The sequence below is a fragment of the Parabacteroides sp. AF48-14 genome (assembly GCF_003477465.1).
GTDB lineage: Bacteria > Bacteroidota > Bacteroidia > Bacteroidales > Tannerellaceae > Parabacteroides > Parabacteroides acidifaciens.
The window spans coordinates 83,874-107,589 of sequence record NZ_QUDI01000012.1 but is presented as its reverse complement, the minus strand read 5'-3'; the positions used below and the strand labels follow the sequence as shown (position 1 = coordinate 107,589).

Annotated in this window: 12 protein-coding genes, 2 tRNA genes and 5 pseudogenes; 10 read left to right on the top strand and 9 right to left on the bottom strand. The window is 48.1% G+C overall.

The features are described 5' to 3' along the window. The first annotated feature begins 195 nt into the window (after positions 1-195). From DW083_RS07755 to DW083_RS07720, 8 genes and pseudogenes are all read left to right on the top strand, one after another. Complete coding sequence (locus DW083_RS07755) at positions 196-882, top strand: L-ribulose-5-phosphate 4-epimerase (RefSeq protein ID WP_122331994.1); 687 nt, start codon at positions 196-198, stop codon at positions 880-882. Positions 883-914: 32 nt separating this feature from the next. Beyond that, positions 915-2,425: pseudogene (gene araA / locus DW083_RS07750) on the top strand (L-arabinose isomerase). Between the two features lie 3 nt (positions 2,426-2,428). Beyond that, positions 2,429-4,107 (top strand): annotated as a pseudogene (locus DW083_RS07745) (ribulokinase). A 56-nt stretch (positions 4,108-4,163) separates the two neighbouring features. Beyond that, the gene (locus DW083_RS07740) at positions 4,164-6,191 is read left to right on the top strand and encodes a transketolase (protein ID WP_122331993.1); all 2,028 of its coding nucleotides are present in this window, start codon (positions 4,164-4,166) and stop codon (positions 6,189-6,191) included. A 56-nt stretch (positions 6,192-6,247) separates the two neighbouring features. Beyond that, a complete protein-coding gene (rpiB, locus tag DW083_RS07735; RefSeq protein ID WP_115500826.1) occupies positions 6,248-6,679 on the top strand; it encodes a ribose 5-phosphate isomerase B in 432 nt (143 codons plus the stop codon). A gap of 32 nt (positions 6,680-6,711) precedes the next feature. Further along, positions 6,712-8,387: pseudogene (locus DW083_RS07730) on the top strand (sodium:solute symporter). 438 nt (positions 8,388-8,825) lie between these two features. Continuing rightward, on the top strand, positions 8,826-12,434 hold the full coding sequence (locus DW083_RS07725) for a glycoside hydrolase family 38 C-terminal domain-containing protein (protein ID WP_122331992.1): 3,609 nt from the start codon (positions 8,826-8,828) through the stop codon (positions 12,432-12,434). Positions 12,435-12,562: 128 nt separating this feature from the next. Continuing rightward, positions 12,563-12,637: transfer RNA gene (locus tag DW083_RS07720), tRNA-Val, on the top strand. Positions 12,638-12,766: 129 nt separating this feature from the next. Here the strand turns inward: DW083_RS07720 and DW083_RS07715 are convergent. From DW083_RS07715 to DW083_RS07700, 4 genes and pseudogenes are all read right to left on the bottom strand, one after another. After that, a tRNA-Lys gene (locus DW083_RS07715) sits at positions 12,767-12,839 on the bottom strand. A 92-nt stretch (positions 12,840-12,931) separates the two neighbouring features. After that, positions 12,932-13,735: an MBL fold metallo-hydrolase gene (locus DW083_RS07710; protein ID WP_115499767.1), complete on the bottom strand. Its 804-nt coding sequence runs from the start codon at positions 13,733-13,735 to the stop codon at positions 12,932-12,934. Positions 13,736-13,765: 30 nt separating this feature from the next. Next, entirely contained in the window at positions 13,766-14,836 is a 1,071-nt protein-coding gene (locus DW083_RS07705) for an asparaginase (protein WP_115499768.1), read from the bottom strand. A gap of 22 nt (positions 14,837-14,858) precedes the next feature. Beyond that, positions 14,859-15,469, bottom strand: a pseudogene (locus DW083_RS07700) (trimeric intracellular cation channel family protein). 156 nt (positions 15,470-15,625) lie between these two features. Here DW083_RS07700 and DW083_RS07695 point away from each other — a divergent pair. After that, on the top strand, positions 15,626-17,104 hold the full coding sequence (locus DW083_RS07695; RefSeq protein WP_115499770.1) for a DUF3943 domain-containing protein: 1,479 nt from the start codon (positions 15,626-15,628) through the stop codon (positions 17,102-17,104). On the opposite strand, the gene DW083_RS07690 is transcribed toward DW083_RS07695, so the two are convergent. From DW083_RS07690 to DW083_RS07675, 5 genes and pseudogenes are all read right to left on the bottom strand, one after another. Beyond that, positions 17,101-18,738 (bottom strand): ABC-F family ATP-binding cassette domain-containing protein, encoded by a 1,638-nt coding sequence (locus tag DW083_RS07690; RefSeq protein WP_122331991.1) that lies wholly within the window; start codon positions 18,736-18,738, stop codon positions 17,101-17,103. The genes DW083_RS07695 and DW083_RS07690 overlap by 4 nt on opposite strands. 668 nt (positions 18,739-19,406) lie before the next feature. Then, positions 19,407-20,405, bottom strand: a complete 999-nt coding sequence (locus tag DW083_RS07685; RefSeq protein ID WP_122331990.1) for a M28 family metallopeptidase — start codon at positions 20,403-20,405, stop codon at positions 19,407-19,409. Positions 20,406-20,681: 276 nt separating this feature from the next. Then, complete coding sequence (locus tag DW083_RS22240) at positions 20,682-20,840, bottom strand: hypothetical protein (RefSeq protein ID WP_167451669.1); 159 nt, start codon at positions 20,838-20,840, stop codon at positions 20,682-20,684. Between the two features lie 190 nt (positions 20,841-21,030). After that, positions 21,031-21,573, bottom strand: a complete 543-nt coding sequence (locus DW083_RS07680) for a carbonic anhydrase (protein WP_122331989.1) — start codon at positions 21,571-21,573, stop codon at positions 21,031-21,033. A gap of 34 nt (positions 21,574-21,607) precedes the next feature. Next, positions 21,608-22,359: pseudogene (locus DW083_RS07675) on the bottom strand (Cof-type HAD-IIB family hydrolase). A 139-nt stretch (positions 22,360-22,498) separates the two neighbouring features. Here DW083_RS07675 and DW083_RS07670 point away from each other — a divergent pair. Further along, positions 22,499-23,674, top strand: coding sequence for a porin (locus DW083_RS07670; RefSeq protein WP_122331988.1), 1,176 nt, complete (start codon positions 22,499-22,501; stop codon positions 23,672-23,674). Positions 23,675-23,716: the final 42 nt, after the last annotated feature.

The window sequence follows — 23,716 nt, the reverse complement described above, 5'->3', positions numbered from 1 at the left end:
TCCGAATGCAATTTCGGCTTCATGCCCATGGGATTGGAATTTCTCGGGCATGAAACTAAAATTCCATGCCCGGGGAAGAAAAAGCAAAATAAAGGCAGCTATGTTGTAGAACATAGCTTTTTTTGTGCACTCACTTTACAAAAGTGTTACTTTTACACCCGACACATACAAACCACAATAAAGAAGTAAATAAGTATGGTTAAAGAGTTAAAAGAACAGGTTTTCGAAGCCAATCTGGACCTGGTAAAACATGGGTTGGTCCTATTCACCTGGGGCAATGTCAGTGCCATAGACCGGGAAAAGGGCCTGATTGTAATCAAACCATCCGGAGTTTCTTACGAGACAATGAAAGCCAGCGACATGGTGGTTCTCGATCTGGACGGAAATATAATGGAAGGCAAACTAAAGCCGTCGTCAGACACTCCTACCCATTTGGTTTTATACAAAGCATTCCCGGAAATCGGAGGAATCGTACACACCCACTCCACCTATGCGACATCGTGGGCACAGGCCGGATGCGACATACCGAACATAGGTACGACGCACGCCGATTATTTCAGCGACGCCATTCCCTGCACCCGCCAGATGACGAAAGAGGAAGTGGAAGGCGATTATGAAAAGGAAACCGGCAACGTGATTGTCGAACGTTTTAAAGAGTTGAACCCGGTGCATATTCCGGGAGTATTGGTCGGAAATCACGGCCCGTTCTCATGGGGAAAGGATGCCGCCGAAGCCGTCTACAACGCAGTTGTGATGGAACAGGTTGCCAAGATGGCTTACATCTCTTACGGAATCAACCCGCAACTTACGATGAACAAGCATCTTATCACGAAACATTTCGAGCGCAAACACGGCCCGAATGCTTACTACGGACAAAAATAGAAATAAACATATAACAATTAAATCAATAGACCATGACAAATTTTAAAGATCTTGAAGTATGGTTCGTAACAGGAGCGCAGCTGCTGTACGGAGGCGACGCGGTAATCCAGGTGGATGCCCATTCCAATGAAATGGTAAAAGGATTGAACGAATCCGGAAACCTGCCGGTCAAAGTGGTGTATAAAGGAACCGTGAACTCGGCTAAAGAAGTGACAGCAGCATTCAAGGCAGCCAACAACGATGACAAATGTATCGGCGTCATTACCTGGATGCACACCTTCTCTCCTGCCAAAATGTGGATACACGGCCTGCAGGAATTGAAAAAACCGTTACTTCATTTCCATACTCAGTTTAACAAAGAGATTCCCTGGGAAACAATGGATATGGACTTCATGAACCTAAACCAGTCCGCCCACGGAGACCGTGAGTTTGGCCACATGGTAAGCCGTATGCGCAAGAACCGTAAAGTAGTGGTCGGACACTGGCAAGACCCGAAAGCACAGGCTAAGATCGCAATCTGGATGCGCGTAGCTGCTGCTTGGGCGGACGCACAGGATATGCTGATCATCCGCTTCGGCGACCAGATGAACAATGTAGCCGTTACGGATGGCGACAAGGTGGAAGCCGAGCTGAAACTGGGTTATCATGTAGACTACTGTCCGGTTAACGACCTGATGGAATACTATAATTCTGTAGAAGACAAAGACACACTGGAACTTGTCGGCAAGTATTTTGCAGAATACGACCATGCCCCCGAACTGGAAGACAAAAGTACGGAAGCATATGCCAAGGTCTGGAACTCGGCTAAAGCAGAAATAGCAATCCGCCGTATCTTGAAAGACAAGGGAGCGAAAGCCTTTACCACAAACTTCGACGACCTGGGCAACTTCGACCAGATCCCCGGACTGGCATCTCAACGCCTGATGACGGAAGGGTACGGTTTCGGTGCGGAAGGCGACTGGAAAACAGCAGCCTTATACCGTACGATGTGGTACATGAGCCAGGGAATGCCGAAAGGTTGTTCTTTCCTCGAAGACTACACGCTGAACTTCGACGGAGAACGGAGCGCAATCCTGCAAGCGCATATGCTGGAAGTTTGTCCGCTGATAGCCGAACACAAGCCGAAACTGGAAGTACACCGCCTGAGCATCGGCATAGACAGCGAAACAGCGCGTCTCGTATTCACCAGCAAACCGGGTGAAGGCGTTGCCGCAACAATTGTCGATATGGCAACCGCTTCCGCCTCATCGTAAACAAAGTAGACTGTATCAAGAGCAAACCGCTACCCAACCTTCCTGTTGCCAGTGCACTGTGGATTCCGCAACCGAATCTCGAGATCGGCGCTGCTGCCTGGATTCTGGCCGGAGGTACGCACCATACGAGCTTCTCCTACGACCTGACAGTCGAATATATGGAAGATTATGCCGATATCGCAGGCATCGAACTGGTGGTTATCGACAAGGATACGACGATCTCCAGCTTCAAAAAGGAATTGCAATACAATGACCTGTATTATATGTTGAACCGTGCATTACAGGCATAAGCTATGGCAAACGAACAATATGTTATAGGTCTTGACTACGGCAGCGACTCCTGTCGCGCCGTAGTCGTGAATGCAGCCACAGGCGAAGAAATCGCTTCGGCTGTCAAGTATTATCCCCGCTGGATGGAAGGGAAATACTGCGACCCGGCAAAAAACCGCTATCGCCAGCATCCGCTGGATTATATCGAAGGGCTGGAAGCGACAGTCAAAGAATCATTAACACAATGCTCTGCCGGAACAGCCGCAAAGGTGGTCGGTATCGCTTTCGATACGACCGGAAGTACACCTGTCCTGACTGACAAAAACGGTACTCCCCTCGCCCTGCTGCCGGAATATGCAGAGAACCCGAATGCGATGTTCGTGCTATGGAAGGACCATACGGCTATCCGGGAAGCAGCCGAGATCAATGAATTAGCTAAACGTTGGGGCATTGACTACACGGCATATGAAGGCGGCATCTATTCCTCCGAATGGGTATGGGCCAAGATGGCGCATGTGCTTCGCACAGACGACTGTCTCTGCAAAGACGCATATGCCTGGATCGAACATTGCGACTGGCTGCCTGCCCTTATCACCGGTAAGACAAAATCGGAAGAGGTGTACCGCAGTCGTTGTGCCGCCGGACATAAAGCCATGTGGCTGGAGAAATGGGGCGGGCTGCCTACGGAAGAATTCCTGACAGCCCTCGAACCTAAACTGGCAGGCTTCCGCAGCCATCTATTCGAAAAGACATATACCAGCGACACGCAGGTAGGAACTTTAACGCCGGAATGGGCGGAACGCCTCGGACTGACAACCAACGTTGCCGTTTCCGTCGGCGCATTCGACTGCCACATGGGAGCCGTAGGTGCGGAAATCACGCCCCGGACCTTCGTCCGTGTGATCGGCACATCGACCTGCGACATCATGGTTTCTTCTTATGAAGAGATGGGAGACAAACTGGTTCCCGGCATCTGCGGACAGGTAGACGGTTCCGTTATTCCCGGCATGGTAGGACTGGAAGCCGGACAATCCGGTTTCGGAGACATCTATGCCTGGTTCAAACGTGTACTGGTATGGCCGCTCGAAAACATATTAGCCAAGAGCACGCTGATCGACGAAGAGACAAAAGCCAGGCTGATCGCAGAGACAGCAGACAAGATCATCCCGCTCCTGTCCGAAGAGGCAGCCAAGGTTCCGGTAAGCGAAAGCACGATCCTGGCGGTAGACTGGATGAACGGACGCCGTACGCCCGATGCCAGCCAACTGGTAAAAGGAACGATCACCGGTCTCAACCTTGCAAGCTCCGCTCCGCTTATCTTCCGCGCACTGGTGGAAGCGACGGCATTCGGATCGAAAGCATCGTAGACCGTTTCCTCGAGAACGGCATCAAGATCGAGAGTGTGATCGGTATCGGCGGCATCTCGCTGAAATCCCCGTTTGTGATGCAGACATTGGCAGACGTATTGGATATGCCGATCAAAGTGGCAAAAGCAGAACAGGCATGCGCTTTCGGTGCTTCCATGTTTGCCGCCGTGGCAGCCGGTATATATGCCAAAATTGAAGATGCCCAGCAAGCTATGGGACAAGGTTTTGCAAAAGAATACCTGCCGAATCACGAAAATCATCTGACGTATCTTGCTCTTTATGAGAAATATCGGAAATTAGGAAACTTTACGGAAAATGAATTGTTTCAAGGATAGGATGGTCAATACGAAGAGATTGCCTATCTTTGCAAAAAAATAAAATAATTCATACGATGAACGATATTAAATTAATGAACAAAGCAGCAGACAACATCCGTATTTTGGCTGCGTCTATGGTTGAAAAGGCGAAATCCGGTCACCCCGGCGGAGCAATGGGTGGTGCAGACTTCATAAACGTACTGTTTTCGGAGTTTCTCGTATATGATCCCAAGAACCCCACATGGGAAGGCAGAGACCGCTACTTCCAAGACCCGGGCCATATGTCGCCTATGCTTTATTCAGTACTCGCCCTCACAGGTAAATTCACTATCGACGAACTGAAACAGTTCCGCCAGTGGGGTAGCGTAACTCCGGGCCATCCCGAAGTCAACGTGATGCGTGGTATAGAAAACACATCCGGTCCGCTGGGACAAGGCCATACCTACGCCGTAGGTGCCGCTATTGCCGCCAAGTTCCTGAAAGCACGCTTGGGTGACGTTATGAATCAGACGATTTACACATATATTTCTGACGGAGGTATCCAGGAAGAAATCTCACAGGGAGCCGGACGTATTGCCGGTACGCTGGGACTGGATAACCTGATTATGTTCTACGATGCCAACAACATCCAGCTTTCTACAACCGTAGAAGAAGTGACTGCCGAAAACGTAGCCATGAAATACGAAGCATGGGGCTGGAAAGTCATTACGATCAACGGAAACGACGTTGCGGAAATCCGCCGGGCACTGACCGAAGCGAAAGCCGAAACATCCCGTCCGACCCTGATCATCGGAAATACGATCATGGGTAAAGGTGCCGTTGGTCCGGACAACAGTAGCTACGAAAACAAGGTTTCCACACACGGACAACCCCTTTCCGCTGCCGGCGTATCAATCGCAGACACAATCAAGAACTTAGGAGGAAACCCGGACGAGCCGTTCCAAGTCTTCCCCGAAGTTGCAGAACTGTATGCTAAACGGACTAAAGAACTGGAAGCAATTGTTGCCGAACGCTATGCTGCAAAAGCAGAATGGGCAAAGGCAAACCCGGAGTTGGCTGCCAAGATGGAACAATGGTTCTCAGGCAAAGCGCCCGTTATCGACTGGAAAGCTATCGAACAGAAGCCGAACCAGGCTACCCGCGCCGCCTCTGCCACAGTCTTAGGCGTATTGGCAACCCAGGTTGAAAACATGATCGTTTCTTCCGCCGACCTTTCCAACTCGGACAAGACAGACGGTTTCCTGAAGAAGACACATTCATTCGTGAGAGGCGATTTTAGCGGAGCATTCTTCCAGGCCGGCGTAGCCGAACTGACGATGGCTTGCGTATGTATCGGTATGTCACTGCACGGAGGTGTTATCGTTGCTTGCGGTACATTCTTCGTATTCTCCGACTACATGAAACCCGCTATCCGTATGGCTGCCCTGATGGAACAGCCGGTTAAGTTCGTCTGGTCGCACGACGCCTTCCGCGTTGGTGAAGACGGACCGACTCACGAACCGGTTGAACAGGAAGCACAGATCCGTCTGATGGAAAAACTGAAGAACCACAAGGGACATAACTCCATGTTGGTACTTCGTCCGGCAGACGTGACCGAAACGACGATTGCATGGAAGATGGCGATGGAAAACACAGCCACTCCTACCGCATTAATTCTTTCCCGTCAGAACATCACTGACCTGCCCGCAAAAGGAAACCGCTATGAGGAAGCTTTGCAGGCAGAAAAGGGAGCTTATATTGTAGAAGGCGACGAGAATCCCGATGTAATCATGGTTGCTTCCGGCTCGGAAGTGTCCACACTGGAGGAAGGAGCAGCACTGCTTCGTGCCGACGGCATCAAGGTTCGCATTGTATCTGTTCCGTCTGAAGGATTGTTCCGCAGCCAGAGCAAAGAATACCAGGAATCTGTCATCCCGGCAGGAAGCAAGGTATTCGGACTCACAGCCGGCCTGCCTGTCAACCTCGAAGGATTGGTTGGCGCCAACGGTAAAGTCTGGGGACTCGAATCATTCGGCTTCTCCGCTCCTTACAAGGTGCTGGATGAGAAGCTCGGCTTCACAGGACAGAATGTCTACAATCAGGTAAAAGAATTATTAGCATAAGAAACACATAAAGAGAGGTGTTGCAGAGGCGACACCTCTCCCTCTAACAGATAAATATGAAAACACTCGGTTTATGTTGTGACCACGCAGGGTACGAATTGAAAGAATACGTAAAACAAATACTCGACTCGAAAGGGTTAGCTTATAAAGATTTCGGAACCTGTTCGACAGAAAGTTGTGATTATCCCGATTTCGCCCATCCGCTCGCTAAAGCGGTAGAAGCCGGTGAAGTATATCCCGGAATAGCAATCTGCGGAACCGGAAACGGAATAGCCATGACACTCAATAAACACCAGGGAATACGGGCAGCTCTATGCTGGATGGAAGAAATAGCACGTCTCGCACGCGAGCATAACGATGCAAACATACTTGTCATGCCCGGCAGATTTATCAGTCAAGAGGAAGCCACTCGCACGGTCGAAGCCTTCCTGAACACCTCGTTTGAAGGCGGTCGGCATCAACGCAGGATTGACAAAATCCCCTTGTAGCATTCAAGGGGGATATCATGTAAAACACTATTATGGCAACATTAGACTTCATTGTAATAGGGCTGTTCGCAATAGCTCTAATCGGGATTATTATATGGGTAACTAAACAAAAACAAAACAATTCCGCCGACTATTTCCTCGGCGGCCGCGATGCAAGCTGGATCGCGATCGGTGCATCTATCTTCGCATCCAACATCGGTTCCGAACACCTGATCGGACTGGCCGGAGCAGGAGCATCCAGCGGTATGGCAATGGCACACTGGGAAATACAGGGATGGATGATCCTGATATTAGGCTGGGTATTCGTTCCTTTCTATACACGCAGCATGGTGTACACAATGCCGGAATTTCTGGAAAGGCGGTACAACCCGCAATCCCGCACAATCCTTTCCGTCATCTCCCTTATCAGTTATGTATTGACCAAAGTCGCCGTTACAGTGTATGCCGGCGGACTGGTATTCCAACAAGTATTCGGCATTAAAGAAATATGGGGCATCGACTTCTTCTGGATTGCAGCCATCGGGCTGGTGCTGTTGACCGCCCTCTACACGATTGTCGGCGGTATGAAATCCGTCCTTTATACCTCTGTTCTTCAAACCCCTATCCTACTGCTGGGTTCTCTGATAATCCTCGTGCTCGGCTTCAAGGCATTAGGCGGATGGAATGAAATGATAGCGGCTTGCAAATCCGTCGTTGTCAATGATTACGGCGATACGATGACACAATTGATCCGCGACAACCGCGACCCGCAATATCCGTGGCTCGGCGCCTGATCGGTTCTTCTATCATCGGCTTCTGGTATTGGTGTACGGACCAGTATATCGTGCAGCGTGTTCTTTCCGGTAAAAATATGCAACAAGCCCGGCGCGGGGCGATCTTCGGCGCTTATTTGAAACTACTGCCCGTTTTCCTGTTTCTGATCCCCGGTATGATTGCGTTCGCATTGAGCAAGAATGGCATCGTCATCAACGGTGAAGTGTTTACACTCTCGATTCCCGATGCTGCCTTTCCGACTCTCGTAGCGAAACTGCTGCCGGCCGGTGTAAAAGGACTTGTCGTATGCGGTATTCTGGCAGCCCTGATGAGCTCACTGGCTTCCCTGTTCAATTCATCGGCCATGTTGTTTACTATCGACTTCTATAAACGTTTCAAACCGGAAACGCCGGAAAAGAAGCTGGTCGTAATCGGACAGATAGCCACAGTCGTAATCGTAGTCCTCGGTATTCTGTGGATTCCTATCATGCGTAGCGTTGGCGACGTACTCTACAATTACCTGCAAGATGTGCAATCCGTACTTTCTCCGGGTATTGCCGCAGCCTTCCTTTTGGGCGTCTGCTGGAAACGGACTTCCGCGCAAGGCGGTATGTGGGGCATGCTGGCCGGTATCATGATCGGTATCACCCGCCTGAGTGCAAAAGTGTATTATAGCAACGTTGCAGATGCATCCGACAATCTGTTCAAGGCGCTGTTCTACGATATGAACTGGCTCTTCTTCTGCGGATGGATGTTCCTGTTCTGCATTATCCTGACAATCGTTGTCAGCCTCTGCACGAAGGCTCCCGAACCCGGAAAGATACAAGGTTTGGTCTTCGGAACCTCGACACCTGCCGAACGGGCGGCTACGCGTGCCAGCTGGAACCATTGGGATGTGATCCACTCTGTCATCATCTTGGGTATTACGGCTGCTTTCTATTGGTATTTCTGGTAAACAAAGGGATGTGTCAAAACACCCTTGTTCCCGCGCTTGACGCGGGGCCGCAAAAGAACAGACCTTATCAATCAGTTGCTTATATGGTCGGTTTTAATGCGATCCCGCGTCAAGCGCGGGAACAGGACAGTTTTGACACACCCCCTTGTACGCAAAACTTTACGCCTTCCTCCTATCCTCTCCTAAATTTGTACCAATTGAAGTAATGTTTTTGTTACTATACAGCAAACAGTTCCTCCCTATGAAACTTTTGTTCCATGACTACGAAACTTTTGTTCCATGCCGATGAAACTTTAGTTTCACACCGAGAAAAAGGTGGAACTATTTAACATATTTAAAGAAGAGTCACCTTCTAATCGAAAAAAGCTGCTTTTTCTCTGGTTTTAGAACTTATTCAAATAATTCATAATATATTTGTGAACTTAATTTTTTAGACAAATGAAATTACGAATTGCTATCCTTTCGCTCGCAATCCTTTCGAGCGGAAATTCCTTGTTCGCCCAAACAGACAAGCAAGAGAAAAAGGCAAAGGCCTACATGGTTGCCGATGCCCACTTAGACACCCAATGGAATTGGGATGTCCAGACTACAATCAAAGAGTACGTGTGGAATACGCTTAACCAGAATTTGTTCCTGCTGAAACGTTATCCCAACTATGTGTTCAATTTCGAGGGAGGAGTAAAATATGCCTGGATGAAGGAATATTATCCTACCCAGTATGAGGAGTTAAAGGAATACGTAAAGAACGGACGTTGGCATATCTCCGGCAGCAGCTGGGATGCGACCGATGCCCTGATTCCTTCTCCCGAATCGTTCATCCGTAATATTACGCTCGGACAGGAATACTATCGTAAAGAGTTCGGCGTGGAAAGTACGGACATATTCCTGCCGGACTGTTTCGGCTTCGGATGGACTTTGCCGACGATTGCCAGCCATTGCGGGCTGATCGGCTTTTCTTCGCAGAAACTCGACTGGCGTAACCATCCGTTCTACGGAGACAGCAAACATCCGTTCCTCATCGGGCTGTGGCAAGGCGTGGACGGCTCTTCCATCATGCTGGCACACGGCTATGATTATGGCAGAAGATGGAGAGACGAAGACCTTTCCAACAGTAAATATTTGCTGGAACTGAGCCAACGCGATCCTCTTAATATCGTATATCGTTATTATGGGACGGGCGATACGGGTGGTTCTCCGAACTTAGCCTCTGTCCGTTCGGTTGAAAAAGGGATCAAGGGAGACGGACCAGTCGAAGTGATCAGTGCAACCAGCGACCAGCTGTTCAAGGATTTCATGCCTTACAAGAACCACCCGGAACTGCCGGTTTTCAACGGGGAACTGTTGATGGACGTGCACGGCACCGGCTGTTATACTTCGGAAGCAGCTATGAAAGCATACAACCGCCAGAACGAGGTATTAGGCAATGCTGCTGAAAATGCTGCCGTTGCAGCCGACTGGCTGGGAACGAACGCCTATCCGCTAAACACGCTGACAGAAGCCTGGCGCCGCTTTATCGTCCACCAGTTCCATGACGACCTGACAGGAACCAGTATTCCGAGAGCTTACGAGTTCTCTTGGAATGACGAACTGATCGCGTTGAAGCAGTTTGCCGGCGTATTGACTTCATCCGTAAACGGCATTGCCGGCCAGTTGGATACACGGGTGAAAGGGACTCCGGTCATCCTCTACAACGCACATGCTTTCCCTGTGTCCGACCTCGCTGAAGTTATGTTAGATATGCCTAAAGCCCCCAAAGGCATGACAGTATATGATGAGAAAGGAAAGAAAGTCCCCGCCCAATTGCTTTCTTATGAAAACGGGAAAGCTCATGTATTGATTTCGGCAACTGTCCCGGCTACCGGCTATGTTGTTTACGACGTCCGTGAAGGAGGTCCGGCCGCTTCCGCTTTGCAGCAGGCAGGCGTCAATACGCTGGAAAACTCCTTATACAAGATTACACTGGATAAAAACGGCGATATCACTTCCCTCCTCGACAAGAAAAACAACAAGGAATTGGTGAAAGAGGGAAAAGCCATCCGCCTGGCTCTCTTTACGGAAAACAAATCGTATAACTGGCCCGCCTGGGAAATCATGAAAGAAACCGTAGACCGCGAACCGGTTTCCATCACCGAAGATGTAAAAATCTCATTGGTGGAGAACGGAGAGTTGAGAAAAGCGCTTTGCGTAGAGAAACATCACGGGCAATCTGTCTTTAAACAGTATATCCGTTTGTTCGAAGGTCCCCGCGCCGACCGCATCGACTTCTACAATGAAGTAGACTGGCAGTCTACCAACTCATTGTTGAAAGCAGAATTCCCGTTGAGCGTATCGAACCCGGAAGCTACTTATGACTTAGGTATCGGAAGCGTGAAACGCGGCAACAATACGATAACGGCTTACGAAGTGTATGCGCAGTATTGGGCAGACCTGACCGACAAAGGGAACAGCTATGGCGTTTCCGTCCTCAACGACAGCAAGTACGGATGGGACAAACCGAACGATAATACAATCCGTCTGACTTTGCTCCATACTCCGCAGACAAAGGGCAATTATTCCTATCAGGACCGCCAGGATTTCGGCTACCACCGTTTCACTTACAGCCTGCTGCCTCATTCCGGAGCTTTGGATAAATCGAAGACTGTTCTAAGAGCAGACGAATTGAATCAGCCGTTAACCGCTTTTGTGGCGGATAAACATGCCGGACAGTTGGGCAAATCGTTCACATTTGCCAACTCCGATAACAACAGCGTAGTGGTAAAGACACTGAAAAAGGCTGAATCCTCGGACGAATTGGTAATCCGCCTATACGAAACCGGCGGCGAGAAGGAACAGACTGCCGAGATTACTTTTGCCGGCGCCATCCAGAGTGCCAGTGAAGCTGACGGAACCGAGAAAACAATCGGCAAGGCGCTATTCAACGGTAACAAGTTGCAGGTGTCCATCAAGCCTTACTCCATTAAGACTTTCAAAGTGAAACTCAAACCGTCCGGCAATCCTGTCAAAGAGCCTCAATATGCTCATGTTCCTCTGAAATTCAACAAGAAGTGTGTGAGCTGGAATGAGTTCCGCAGAGAGGGCAACTTCAGTTCTGGCTATTCGTATGCAGCCGAGCTGTTACCGAAAACAATTCATGCCGGTGATATCTCGTTCGGTTTGGGAGACAAAGAATCTTTCAACGGTTTAGCTTGCCAGGGAGACACTATCCAATTGCCTGCCGGAAGCAATTACAACCGTATCTATTTCCTGGCAGCGTCCACCGAAGGCGATTGCACCGGAACATTCCGTCTAGGTAAATCCGAACAGGAAATTACGGTTCCCGAATACACCGGCTTTATCGGCCAATGGGGACATTTAGGACATACGGAAGGCTTCCTGAAAGACGGCGACATCGCTTACGTCGGTACTCACCGCCATGCTCCTGACGGAGACCAGGCTTACGAATACACCTATATGTTCAAGTTTGGCATGGACATTCCTAAAGGAGCTACAAGCCTGATCTTGCCGGACAACAAGAATATTGTTTTGTTTGCCGTTACGGTTGCCCAAGAAGACAATAAACAGGTTGCTGTCGCATCCGAATTGTTCCGCTCGGCCATAAGACCCAAAGAGGCAACGAAAGAAGCCGCAAAAGAAAACCTGATGAAGAGTGCTAAAATCATTGCCTGTTCCGGTTTCGTGAACGAAGAGGAATCTCCCGAGCACATGATCGATGGCAATACGGAAACAAAATGGTGCGATATTTCCGGCATTCCGAGTCATGTTGATTTCGATTTGGGAACAACCCAATCAATAAGCGGTTGGAAGCTGGTCAGCGCCGGAAATGAAGAACATTCTTATGTCACCGGAACCTGTTTCCTTCAAGGCAGAAACAGTTTGAACGAAGAATGGAAGACTTTGGATGTTCTGGCCGGTAACCACAAAAACGAGGCAACCAGTTTGCTGACCAAACCGGAATCAGCCCGCTATTTACGCCTGTTGGTTACCCAGCCTACACAAAAGACCGGGGATCGTGACACCCGCATTTACGAGCTTGAAGTCTACAAATAATGTGAACAGTTTGTTTCACTAAACAGCATTAAAAACGGAAGAATAAGGCTTGATGCCTTATTCTTCCGTTTTACAAATTGAGCCATAGAATTGTTTTTTATTCATTCTTTTCTTATCTTTGCCACCCTGAACCGTTAGCTCAGCTGGTTTAGAGCGCTGCCTTGACAGGGCAGAGGTCGCCGGTTCGAATCCGGCACGGTTCACTTATATCAATCAATATCCACACTTCTGATCCCATAATTGCTCAGCCTCTTATTTCACTATATCATAAAGGGTCTATAAACAAAAACAGCATTTCACAGAATCACTGTGAAATGCTGTTTTGTTATTTGTGACCTGGGAGGGGCTCGAACCCTCGACCCAATGATTAAGAGTCATTTGCTCTACCAACTGAGCTACCAAGTCATTCATGCTATCGTTGTTTCTCGATTGCGGGTGCAAAGATAGGAGTTTAATTTTTCTTTGCAAACTTTTCCTGCAGTTTTTATCGAAAAAATCTATTCAAACTCAAAAATGTCGGACGGTGTAGTCCGCTTCAATGCATGCAAAGAGACATCTTTGCCTACCCGCACGCCTTCCTGGAACAAGCGGATATCGACAGTCTTATAAGCAAGCTCGGGATGGTTATTATCACGGCTCAGGTGACACAACCAGATGTCTTTCAGCTTCGGATCATAATGAGTCGCCAGAAACTCGGCTGCTTCACGGTTGCTCAAATGTCCGGTCGGACTGGCCACACGCTCTTTCAAGAAAGCGGGATAAGTACCGAACTTCAACATTTCCTCATCATAATTGGCCTCTATGATCAGATGGTTCGCCATACTCATATATTTGCTTACCGTATCGGTAATATGGCCGACATCCGTCGCAAAAGTGAACTTATGGTCCCCGTATTCGATGTAGTAGCCGACATTGTCGGTACTGTCATGCGGAACTTCAAAAGCTGTAATATGAAAATCACGGATCGTAAAAGGGATTTCCTTTTCGATTATTCTACGGGAATTGACCAGTGTCTCCTCCACATAGCGACTCTTCTCGATACCTCTATGGACGGCGGCAGTCGCGTAGACCGGCAAATTAAGCTTCTCTCCCAGGCAACCCACCGTCTTGATGTGATCAGCATGGTCGTGCGTGATCAGGACTGCAATAATTTTGGAGAAGTCGATCGCTCTATCTTTCAACACCTTCTTTATGGTACGAATACCGATACCTGCATCAATCAACACCCCGAACTCGGGTGTTCCCAGATAATAGCAGTTTCCACTGCTTCCACTTGCTAAACTTAAAAATGATAGTTTCATTTCAATATCCAATTCAGTCCTTAACAGGAATTACGGGCGAAACGTATCCGGGATTGTCACCTCCCCGATCAGCGAACAGTTCATATGGTCCTTCACCTCCTCCGGCGTCAAGCCGTGACCGAAAAGGAACATGAGCTTGGTCACAGCACTTTCCGTCGTGCTGTCAAATCCGCTTATCACCCCCGCTTCCAATAATTTATGCCCTGTCTCATACCGGTGCATTTCCACACTTCCGGCACTACACTGGGTTACATTCACAATCACAATTCCCCGGCTTACCGCATCTTTGAGCATCGCCAGGAACCAGTCGTAACACGGAGCGTTTCCGCTTCCGAACGTTTCCATGACCACTCCTTTCAAGTCCGGGATATTCAGGATACTTTCTACCACCTGCGGGGAAATACCCGGGAAAAGCTTCAGTATCGCAATATTCCTGTCCAGCAGGTAATGCGGCTTCAACGGTTTCCGCGACACAGGATGATAGACCTGCTGCGTGTCATACTTTATATAGATGCCGGCATGTGCCAGCGGAGGATAATTGTATGAACGGAACGCATTGAAATTGTCCGCGTTGATCTTACTCGTACGGTTACCCCGCAACAGGTCGTTCTCGAAAAAGATGCAAACCTCCGGCACGATCGGAATGCCGTTGTCCTTGGCGGCGGCAATCTCGATAGCGGTAATCAGGTTCTCCTTTCCATCCGTCCGCAACATACCGATCGGCAACTGCGAACCGGTAAAGATGACCGGTTTACTCAGATTCTCTAACATAAAACTCAAAGCTGATGCAGTGAACGACATCGTATCCGTACCATGAAGCACGACAAAACCGTCATACAACTGATAGTTGTCAGCAATGATCTTCACAATCTTCATCCACGATTCCGGCCCCATCTCCGACGAATCCATCGCCGGGTCGAACTGGATAGTCGAAACAGCATATCCCAGCTTTTTCAACTCCGGCATATTATCCTTCAAATGCTGGAAGTTGAACGATTCCAGCACGCCGGTTTCAGGGTTTTCGATCATACCGATTGTTCCACCTGTATAGATGAGCAGGATAGAGGCTTTCTCACTTTGAGTGTTCATGTTTGCTGTCATATAGAGCACAAAGTTAATAATTTTATTCTTCCCCTTTTAATACAGGAACGCTTATATGATATTTTACGGCCAGTATTCTTGCAACAAATATACCGGTCGCCGCAATGAGCTGTGTCAGCGACGGACCGATCCCCATTTGCAGGCAGGCAAAATAAATTACACCGCCCAGCACACAGGCCAGCGCATAGATATCTTTACGGAATATCAGCGGCACCTCGTTAATCAGGATGTCACGGATCATACCGCCGAAAGCTCCCGTGATCGTCCCCATCACGATAGCCACCCACATGGGGAAACCGAGGCAAGCGCTTTCTCGATACCGACCACGCCAAACAAACCAAGCCCGATCGCGTCGAATATAAAAAAGGTATTGTTCAAACTAATTACATATTTCCGAAATATAATAACGAAGAGTAATGCCAGTGCCGAGATAATCAGGTAAGAGGCCTGTTCCATCCAGAAAGGAGTGGCATTGAGCAGGATATCGCGAATCGTACCGCCCCCTACTGCAGTAACTACACCAATCACATACGCACCGAACCAGTCAAATTGTTTAGCAGAAGCCAAGCGGATACCACTAATAGCGAAGGCAAATGTCCCGGTGTAGTCGCAAAACGTAATGAAGTCTATCATTTTGATTTTTTCTGCAAAAATAAGTATTTCCTTCCAATGTTGTTGTTTTCTATCAAGTCGACCTGATAATAATTTAAACCAAACGAATATCCGGCTGTTTATTATATATATGTTTGTACCTGATTATGTGCTGATGATTATCTAATTAAGAGAAAAATGAAGAAATTTATATTAGCCGGACTGATTTGTCTGCTTTCGTCCTCTTGGGCATGGGGACAAGATTATATCCCTCAAACAGTACACCGTTATTACGTCAGTGATACGACCTTGTTCCAACCCCGCCGCCCCTGGAAAGCGGCAGCCGAAACATTCGGGCTCAATATGCTTGTTTGGGGATTCGACCGTTTTATCATGAAGGAAGAGTGGTCCTATATCAACGGGCATACCATTAAAAGCAACTTCAAGAAAGGCCCGGTCTGGGACACCGACCAGTTCACCACAAACCTGTTCTCCCACCCCTATCACGGTTCGCTCTATTTCAATGCGGCCCGCAGCAACGGGATGAATTTCTGGCAGTCCGCCCCGTTTGCGGCCGGCGGTAGCCTGATGTGGGAATTTTTTATGGAGACCGAACCGCCTTCGATCAACGATATGCTGGCAACGACATTCGGCGGGATCGAGTTGGGTGAAATCACCTACCGCCTGTCCGATTTGTTTATCGACAACCGCTCGTCGGGAGCCGAACGCGTAGGGCGCGAAGTGTTGTCGGGTATCCTCTCCCCCGTCCGTGCATTCAACCGCATCATTTCGGGCGAAGCCTGGCGGCACAGCTCTTCCAAAGGACGTACTTACAGCTCCGTCCCGGTCAACTTCGTAGTGACGACAGGACCTCGTTTTTTAGCCGAACAGGAAGGATCGAAACGGGGAACGACCAGTTTAAATGTTAACTTCCGTATCGACTACGGGACACCGATTAATGATGATTTCTATTCGCCTTACGAATGGTTCCGCTTTAACTTCGGGCTCGACCTGTTCTCCGCCCAACCGGTCGTCAGCCAAGTGAATGCCATCGGCGCCTTATGGGGAAAAACGGTTTGGACGAAAGGACCTCGTACACTCTCCGCCGGGTTCTTCCAGCATTTCGACTTCTACAATTCCGAACTGCGCCACGGAAGCGACATGACCGTTCCGCCCTATCGCATCGCCGCACCGGCCTCAGCAGGAGGCGGTCTAATCTATTACAAGCAAGCGACACCGGGAGACAAAACTGATATATATTCCGAATTTTACCTCAACGGCGTTGCGCTCGGCGCCAGCCTGTCCGATTATATGCTGCTCGGCGAACGGGATTACAACTTAGGCAGCGGCTACAGCACAAAAGCCGGAGCCGGCATCATCTATGACAAACGGCTGGCTTTCCTGCTCAATTTAGAGAATTACCATATCTTCACATGGAAGGGCTACAATCCGGAGATGGATTGGTCCACAACAGACCCAAGCACCCTGAACATCCAGGGCGACAAGGGAAATGCACGTCTGACGATTTTCTCGATGAAATTAGCTTACATACTGAAAGACCGGTGGAACATCACGCTGACAAACCGCTATTTCTCGCGCCGGACAAACTACAAGTATTATCCGCGCGTAGATAGCTCCACTTACGACTTGATGTTGGGATTGGGCATACGGATTTAGTTCTTCCGTTCCAGCTCGTTCAGGTTCTCCATCTTCTTGCGTTGCAGGAATTCGTAGATTCCTTCCAGATGTTCGGTGACTTTCTTGTTGCCGAACTCATATACTTTGGTGACAAGCCCGTCGAGGAAATCACGGTCGTGCGAAACGACAATCAACGTCCCGTCAAAATCCAGCAGGGCCTGTTTCAGGATATCTTTCGTTTTCATATCCAAGTGGTTCGTCGGCTCGTCGAGAATCAACAGGTTGACCGGTTCGAGCAACAACTTGATCATCGCCAGACGCGTCCGTTCGCCACCCGAAAGCACTTTCACTTTCTTCGCCGAGTTCTCGCCGCCAAACATAAAGGCTCCTAACAGGTCTTTGATTTTATTCCGGATATCACCTTTAGCCACATCGTCTATCGTCTGGAACACCGTCAGGTTTTCATCCAGCAAGGAAGCCTGGTTCTGAGCGAAATAACCGATCATCACATTGTGGCCGATCGTCAGCGTGCCGTCGTGCTCGATTTCTTTCATGATACATTTCACCAACGTAGATTTACCTTCGCCGTTCTTTCCGACAAAAGCAATCTTGTCGCCGCGTTCGATCGTCAGATTGGCATTACGGAAGACCGTGTGCTCGCCATACGATTTCGCCACATTCTCGATGATCACCGGATAGGAGCCGGAACGGGGAGACGGCGGGAATTTCAGGCGCAAAGCGGAAGTATCCTCTTCGTCCACTTCCAGTATCTCCAGCTTTTCCAGCATCTTCACACGGCTCTGCACTTGCAAAGTCTTGGAATAAGTACCTTTGAAACGTTCGATAAACTCCTTCGTTTCGGCAATAAACTTCTGCTGCTCGTCGTAGGCTTTCTGCTGCTGTTCGCGGCGTTCCTTGCGCAATTGCAGGTATTGGCTGTAATTCACTTTATAATCATATATACGGCCCATCGTCACTTCAATCGTGCGGGTGGTGATATGGTCGACAAAGGCACGGTCGTGGCTGATCACGACAACCGCCTGCCCGTTATCGATCAGGAAATCTTCCAGCCATTGGATAGACTCGATATCGAGGTGGTTCGTCGGCTCGTCCAGCAACAACACATCCGGCTTCTTCAGCAGCAACTTGGCCAGCTCGATACGCATACGCCATCCACCGCTGAACTCGCTCGTCTGGCGCGTAAAGTCTTCACGGGTAAAGCCCAGCCCCATCAGCGTTTTCTCTATGTCGGCATCATAATTGATCTCTTCTATGGAATAGAACTTCTCACTCAGGGTCGAAACACGTTCGATCAGTTCCATATAACTGTCCGATTCGTAGTCCGTACGCGTTTCCAACTCCTTGTTCAGTTCGGCAATCTCCGCCTCCATCTGGTGCAGATGGGCAAAGGCCTGTGCAGTCTCTTCAAACACCGTACGTCCGTCTTCCGTCATCAGATGCTGCGGCAGGTAAGCGATCACCGTACCTTTCGGGGCGGATACTTTTCCGCGAGTCGCCTCACGCACGCCTGCCAATATCTTCAACAAGGTGGATTTACCGGCCCCATTCTTACCCATCAGGGCAATCCGGTCTTTCTCGTTAATGACAAAAGAAACATCTGAAAATAGTGCGCTACCGCCAAACTCTACTGTTAGTCCGTCTATTGAAATCATATATTATTAATGTATTACCTTATATAAAATGAGCGGCAAAGGTACGAAATAAATCGACATTCCTAACGAATGCCTTTTCGTGTCTTATCATATAAATGATGATTCTATTCCGGCAAGTTTTGAACCTTTTGCAAATAAAAAAATAGACAATAACCCCCATTTCGGCCGTTTTTCTATTTCGTCCGAAATTTCGATCGATTTTGGATTGACTCTTTTTATGGTTTTACCCCCTCTACCTGACACCAGATGAAATGAGGTGCCGAGGTCACTCCGAAATACGTGCAATTTGATTATCAGAAGGCCAAAACAGCGGCAAAGTGATAAAGCTTAACTCCCGGAGAATCGCCTGTAGCAAAATAAAACGGACGGCGTTCCAAATATCCCAAGGAAATTCAGGGGCTTTTTTGCCATGAAAACGGTCCTCTTTTCAATTATGACCGTCCTAATCTCCATTACGACCGTCCTAATCTTCGCGAGGTGCCGAGTGCACTACACATTAGAACGGTCGCAATGGCAAAGAGGACGGTCGTAATTGCTGGAAACACTCAAAAAAGGCGAAAAAGTCCCTTTTTGAGGTCAAAAAAATGGATTAACATTTATTTAATTTCAGATGTCTTTTGAGACTAAAAAATGCGTTTTATACAATAAGGGGGTAGGAATAGCATTATTTAATACTCTTTCTCATTCGCCAGATTCCACATATTCAGGAAAGAGGCTTTGGTGATATCGACGATTTTGTTCCAATTGATTTTTTCCACATGGTCGCCCGGCATATGATAGTCGGGATGGCCGTCCGTATGATACCAGATAACCGGAATGTCCAACAGGGCAAAAGAAGCATTATCACTCCCTCCTACCGGCTTGTCCCACGGACGATAATCCGGAGCCAGATTCAAACCGTATTTCTTGATATCGTTCTTCAGCCAGTCGCCAAACGCAGGATGCGCCTCGGTATAGAAATAGACGACGTGCGTCGGTTTAGACTCGTCGTTATTGCGGCCTATCATATCGTAATTCAGATATCCTTTCACTTTATCCATATCGGGGAATGTCTGCACAAAATATTTGGAACCCAACAGGCCTTTTTCCTCACCGTCCCAGAAAGCAAAGATCACAGTTCGCTCCGGCTGCACGCCCGTTGCCAAAAACGCTTTTGCGACCTGCAAAACAGCCGAAACGCCGGATGCATTGTCGTCGGCGCCATTATAGATTTGGTCGCCATCCAGCATCGGGTCGATCCCCAAATGATCGTAATGGGCACCGATAATCACATATTCGTTCGGGTTCTTGCCTTCGATCTTTCCCAAAATATTATTCATTGACAACTTCTGGTGGACACCTTGCTTCAGCTTGGCGATCGAATCCGGATGAACCTGGAAACGCCCTCTCTTCTGGCGCTCTTTATTATAGGCATCGAAAGGCTGATAATAAGACTCGAACAAAGGCTCGATCCCCATCGTCTTCAGATTGGAAACAATATATTCGCCGGCAATACGCCCGCCGCGGAAACCGGCCTCGCGCCCTTCGAGGGCATCGCTTGCCAAGAAACCGATATAGGCCTCCGCATTGGTCTTATTAATCACATCCAGCCCTTTCTTTTCGGGCGATTCGGCCCACAATGTAGCACTTAGCGCTATGGAGACTAAGAATAATCCCGCTTTTCTCATTTTGATACTGTGTTTTTACTGATTATAGTTTTACAACTACAAAGATAACATAAAAGCGGCGTAATAAAATCACTCCTGATAAATAGAATGTTAATAAAATGGTTTGTAAATACCCGGAAATACGAATTAGGAAGGAAGGAAAAGGGCAATAAAAAAAGGCCAAACTCCGCTATCTCTTAAGCGTCGAATGCCTCCTCTGCATCTATCTCTCACCTGTCTTTCTAAAGACAAGGGTGGAGAGACAACATCAATACAAATTATTTACTTGTTTAATACTCAATTTTTAGAGCTTTCGCTCATTTGGTTCATCAATCTGCGGATCTCAGCATTTACTCGCTGACACATTGAACCATTTCCAACGGACTGATAACGATCAGCCTGATAACGCAACATCGCTAAAGTACGCATACTTTTTTCATTTTCTCTCATCATCATAATTTTACTCATTTAAGTTCCCCACGCTTGGAGAACGATTAATAATAACTAAACCTAAACTTTCTCTTTCTTTTTGTTTACAGTGCAAAGATAAGCATTTTATTTAAAATAATGCTGTAAAACATAGTTTTTCTTGCACGTTTATACATTTTTAAGTTTTCACCCAAGTCTATCCAGTCCTGTTTCCCAATCAAACGACCGGAGTTAACTCGCCTGTTGTCGAGTCGACTACAAATCCGCTAACCGTTATATCCAATGGGATCAGCGGATGGTTTCGCACTTGCGACACAGTCTCGCGGACTGAACTTTCCGGTGTGTCGAACCCGCGCAACCAGGACTTGAAGTCAATGCCGCAATAGCGCATCATGTCGATATGCTCCGAAGGGATTCCCCTTTTCTTCATCACCTCGATCATCTGTTCGCTGTCCATATGCTTGGCGCCGCAGTCGGTATGTCCGATAATCATCACTTCGTTCACACCCAATTCATAAATGGCAACCAGCAGACTCCGGATCACACTGCCGAAAGGATGGGATATGATAGCTCCCGCATTCTTGATAATCTTGACATCGCCGTTCTTTATGCCCAAAGCGGCGGGCAACAACTCCGTCAGGCGGGTATCCATACAGGACACGATCGCTATTTTCTTATCAGGATATTTGTTGGTGATAAACTTCTCATATCCTTTATTCTTTACAAATTCACGATTGAATCTTAATAGTTCGTCTATCATAATCTCCCCTATTTTTTTATATAACAGTTCAAAATCAAATTATGTTGAAATGTTTCAGTGCATTGTAGATACCGTTCTCATCGACGGAAGTCGTCACATAGGCGGCCGACTTCATTACCTCTTCTGACGCATTTCCCATTGCCACACCGATGCGACATGGCTAAGCATCTGGATGTCATTGCCTCCGTCACCAAAAGCCATACATTCGTCCAAGCCGATATGGAAATATTCCAGCATCTTGTCGATGCCGACACGCTTACTGCTTCCGTGCGGCACAACATCTGTAAACAACGGATTCCAGCGTGTAGACTCACAATGGGACAAGACTTTCATAATACGCTTTTCCTGTTCTGCCGTAAAGAAAGCGATCAACTGGTAAACCGTCTTTCCATAAATATCTTCTATCGGACGGATAGGAGGCGCAGGGAAATTCAGCAGATGAAACACGTCGTTCACCGCCTTATCCGTATAGTTCATGAAAATCTCGTTTTCCTGCACAAAGGCGCATGGGAACTCGCCTTCCTGATTCTGATAGCGCACCAGCGCTTCAATGTCCTTATCCGGAATGCTATGTTTATAGATCACATCGTCCTTTCCGGCAAACACATAACCGCCGTTCAGCGTCACATAACCGTCAAACTCGAGATCGCCTAAATTATTAATGGAGCTGCGATGACGACCGGTAGCGATAAACACTTTAATTCCTTTTTTCTTCAATAATTCAAGCGCATGAAGAGTCGACTTGGGAACAACATGTGTCTTAAAACTGACTAACGTCCCGTCGATATCAAAAAAAAACTGCCTTAATCATAACCTAAACTCTTTACCATATTAAAAACCTTAGGCAAAGGTAAGAATAAATACGGATTTCCAAAGGTTGTGGAAAATTACTATATTTGAACGCTAAAATATTTCAATTGCAAACATGAAAACACATCTTTACTTATTGACAATACTATTATTATCGGTCCAATCGGTTTTGGCACAAGAAGTTGAAAAGGAATCCACTCCGGGACAGGAACCGACGCTCGTTGAACGCCTCACGGGAGGAAGGAAGTTGATCGAAAGTGCGGAAATGAATTTCCAGCTGTTCACTTCGGCCAACGCCAACTTCACCGGATCTAATTTCGACGGCATGAATTTCAAGCTAAACCGTGTCCGGTTGGAAATAAAAGGAGATGTATGGAAAAACCTCTCCTATCATTATCGTCAGTCGTTCAACAAATATTCGGACCCTTATTCACTGGACAATCTTTCGTCTTCGCTCGAATTAGCTTATGTCAACCTGAAAGTGCATGACAAATTTGGCTTTACGATAGGTAAACAGTTCGTGAACTTCGGAGGATATGAGTATTATGTCAATTCGATAAAAGTGCGCGAGTTCAGTGAGTTCAATAACCTGCTGACTTGTTACCAGGCAGGTATATCGGGCAACTGGCAAGTCAACACAAACCAAGAGATTTGCTTCCAGATCGTCAACAACCGGAGCGGCCAGGACGATGAGATCTATCCGACCGGACTGCCTGAGAATACACGGGAGGCGAAAGTGCCTTTCATGTACACGGTGAACTGGAACAGTTATTATTTCGACCGCGTCCTGCAACTCCGCTATGCAGCCGCGATGGGACAGCAGACGCAGAAGCGTTATTCTTACTATTTCACCTGCGGCAATACGGTCGAGAAAGGGCCGTTGCTCACTTACTTGGATATCATGTACACGCGGCAAGGACTGGACCAACATGGTGTCATCAGCCGCCTGCCTGCAATTGCACAGACAGCTTGCAACACCGAATACCTGTCTATCATCGCCGATGTCGATTACCGCATCCATCCGCGCTGGAACGTCTATGTGAAAGGTGCATACGAAACCGGACGCGTCTACAAGGCAAACGGCCCGTTCGCCAAAGGCATGTACCGCCGTTCCTGGAACGCACAAAGCAGCATCGAGTTTTTCCCGATCAAGCAAAGCGACCTCTTCATCTTCCTGCTCTACACGTACCGGGGCGTGAAACTCGAAAGACCGGCCCTTGACATGGGAGCCATCGACCCCGACACACATCGCATTTCGCTGGGACTGGTCTATTCAATCCCTGTATTTTAAACGGCTCCTTTGGTTACAAAAAGCGGAATCCTCTTTCGAAGA

What these genes read in the sequence shown, in the direction of transcription:
- DW083_RS07685 (WP_122331990.1), bottom strand. Translation starts at nt 20,405, where the DNA reads ATGAGAAAAGCGGGATTATTCTTAGTCTCCATAGCGCTAAGTGCTACA.
- DW083_RS07710 (WP_115499767.1), bottom strand. Translation starts at nt 13,735, where the DNA reads ATGAAACTATCATTTTTAAGTTTAGCAAGTGGAAGCAGTGGAAACTGC.
- DW083_RS07725 (WP_122331992.1), top strand. Translation starts at nt 8,826, where the DNA reads ATGAAATTACGAATTGCTATCCTTTCGCTCGCAATCCTTTCGAGCGGA.
- DW083_RS07740 (WP_122331993.1), top strand. Translation starts at nt 4,164, where the DNA reads ATGAACGATATTAAATTAATGAACAAAGCAGCAGACAACATCCGTATT.
- DW083_RS07680 (WP_122331989.1), bottom strand. Translation starts at nt 21,573, where the DNA reads ATGATAGACGAACTATTAAGATTCAATCGTGAATTTGTAAAGAATAAA.
- DW083_RS07695 (WP_115499770.1), top strand. Translation starts at nt 15,626, where the DNA reads ATGAAGAAATTTATATTAGCCGGACTGATTTGTCTGCTTTCGTCCTCT.
- rpiB (WP_115500826.1), top strand. Translation starts at nt 6,248, where the DNA reads ATGAAAACACTCGGTTTATGTTGTGACCACGCAGGGTACGAATTGAAA.
- DW083_RS07690 (WP_122331991.1), bottom strand. Translation starts at nt 18,738, where the DNA reads ATGATTTCAATAGACGGACTAACAGTAGAGTTTGGCGGTAGCGCACTA.
- DW083_RS07705 (WP_115499768.1), bottom strand. Translation starts at nt 14,836, where the DNA reads ATGACAGCAAACATGAACACTCAAAGTGAGAAAGCCTCTATCCTGCTC.
- DW083_RS07755 (WP_122331994.1), top strand. Translation starts at nt 196, where the DNA reads ATGGTTAAAGAGTTAAAAGAACAGGTTTTCGAAGCCAATCTGGACCTG.
- DW083_RS07670 (WP_122331988.1), top strand. Translation starts at nt 22,499, where the DNA reads ATGAAAACACATCTTTACTTATTGACAATACTATTATTATCGGTCCAA.
- DW083_RS22240 (WP_167451669.1), bottom strand. Translation starts at nt 20,840, where the DNA reads ATGATGATGAGAGAAAATGAAAAAAGTATGCGTACTTTAGCGATGTTG.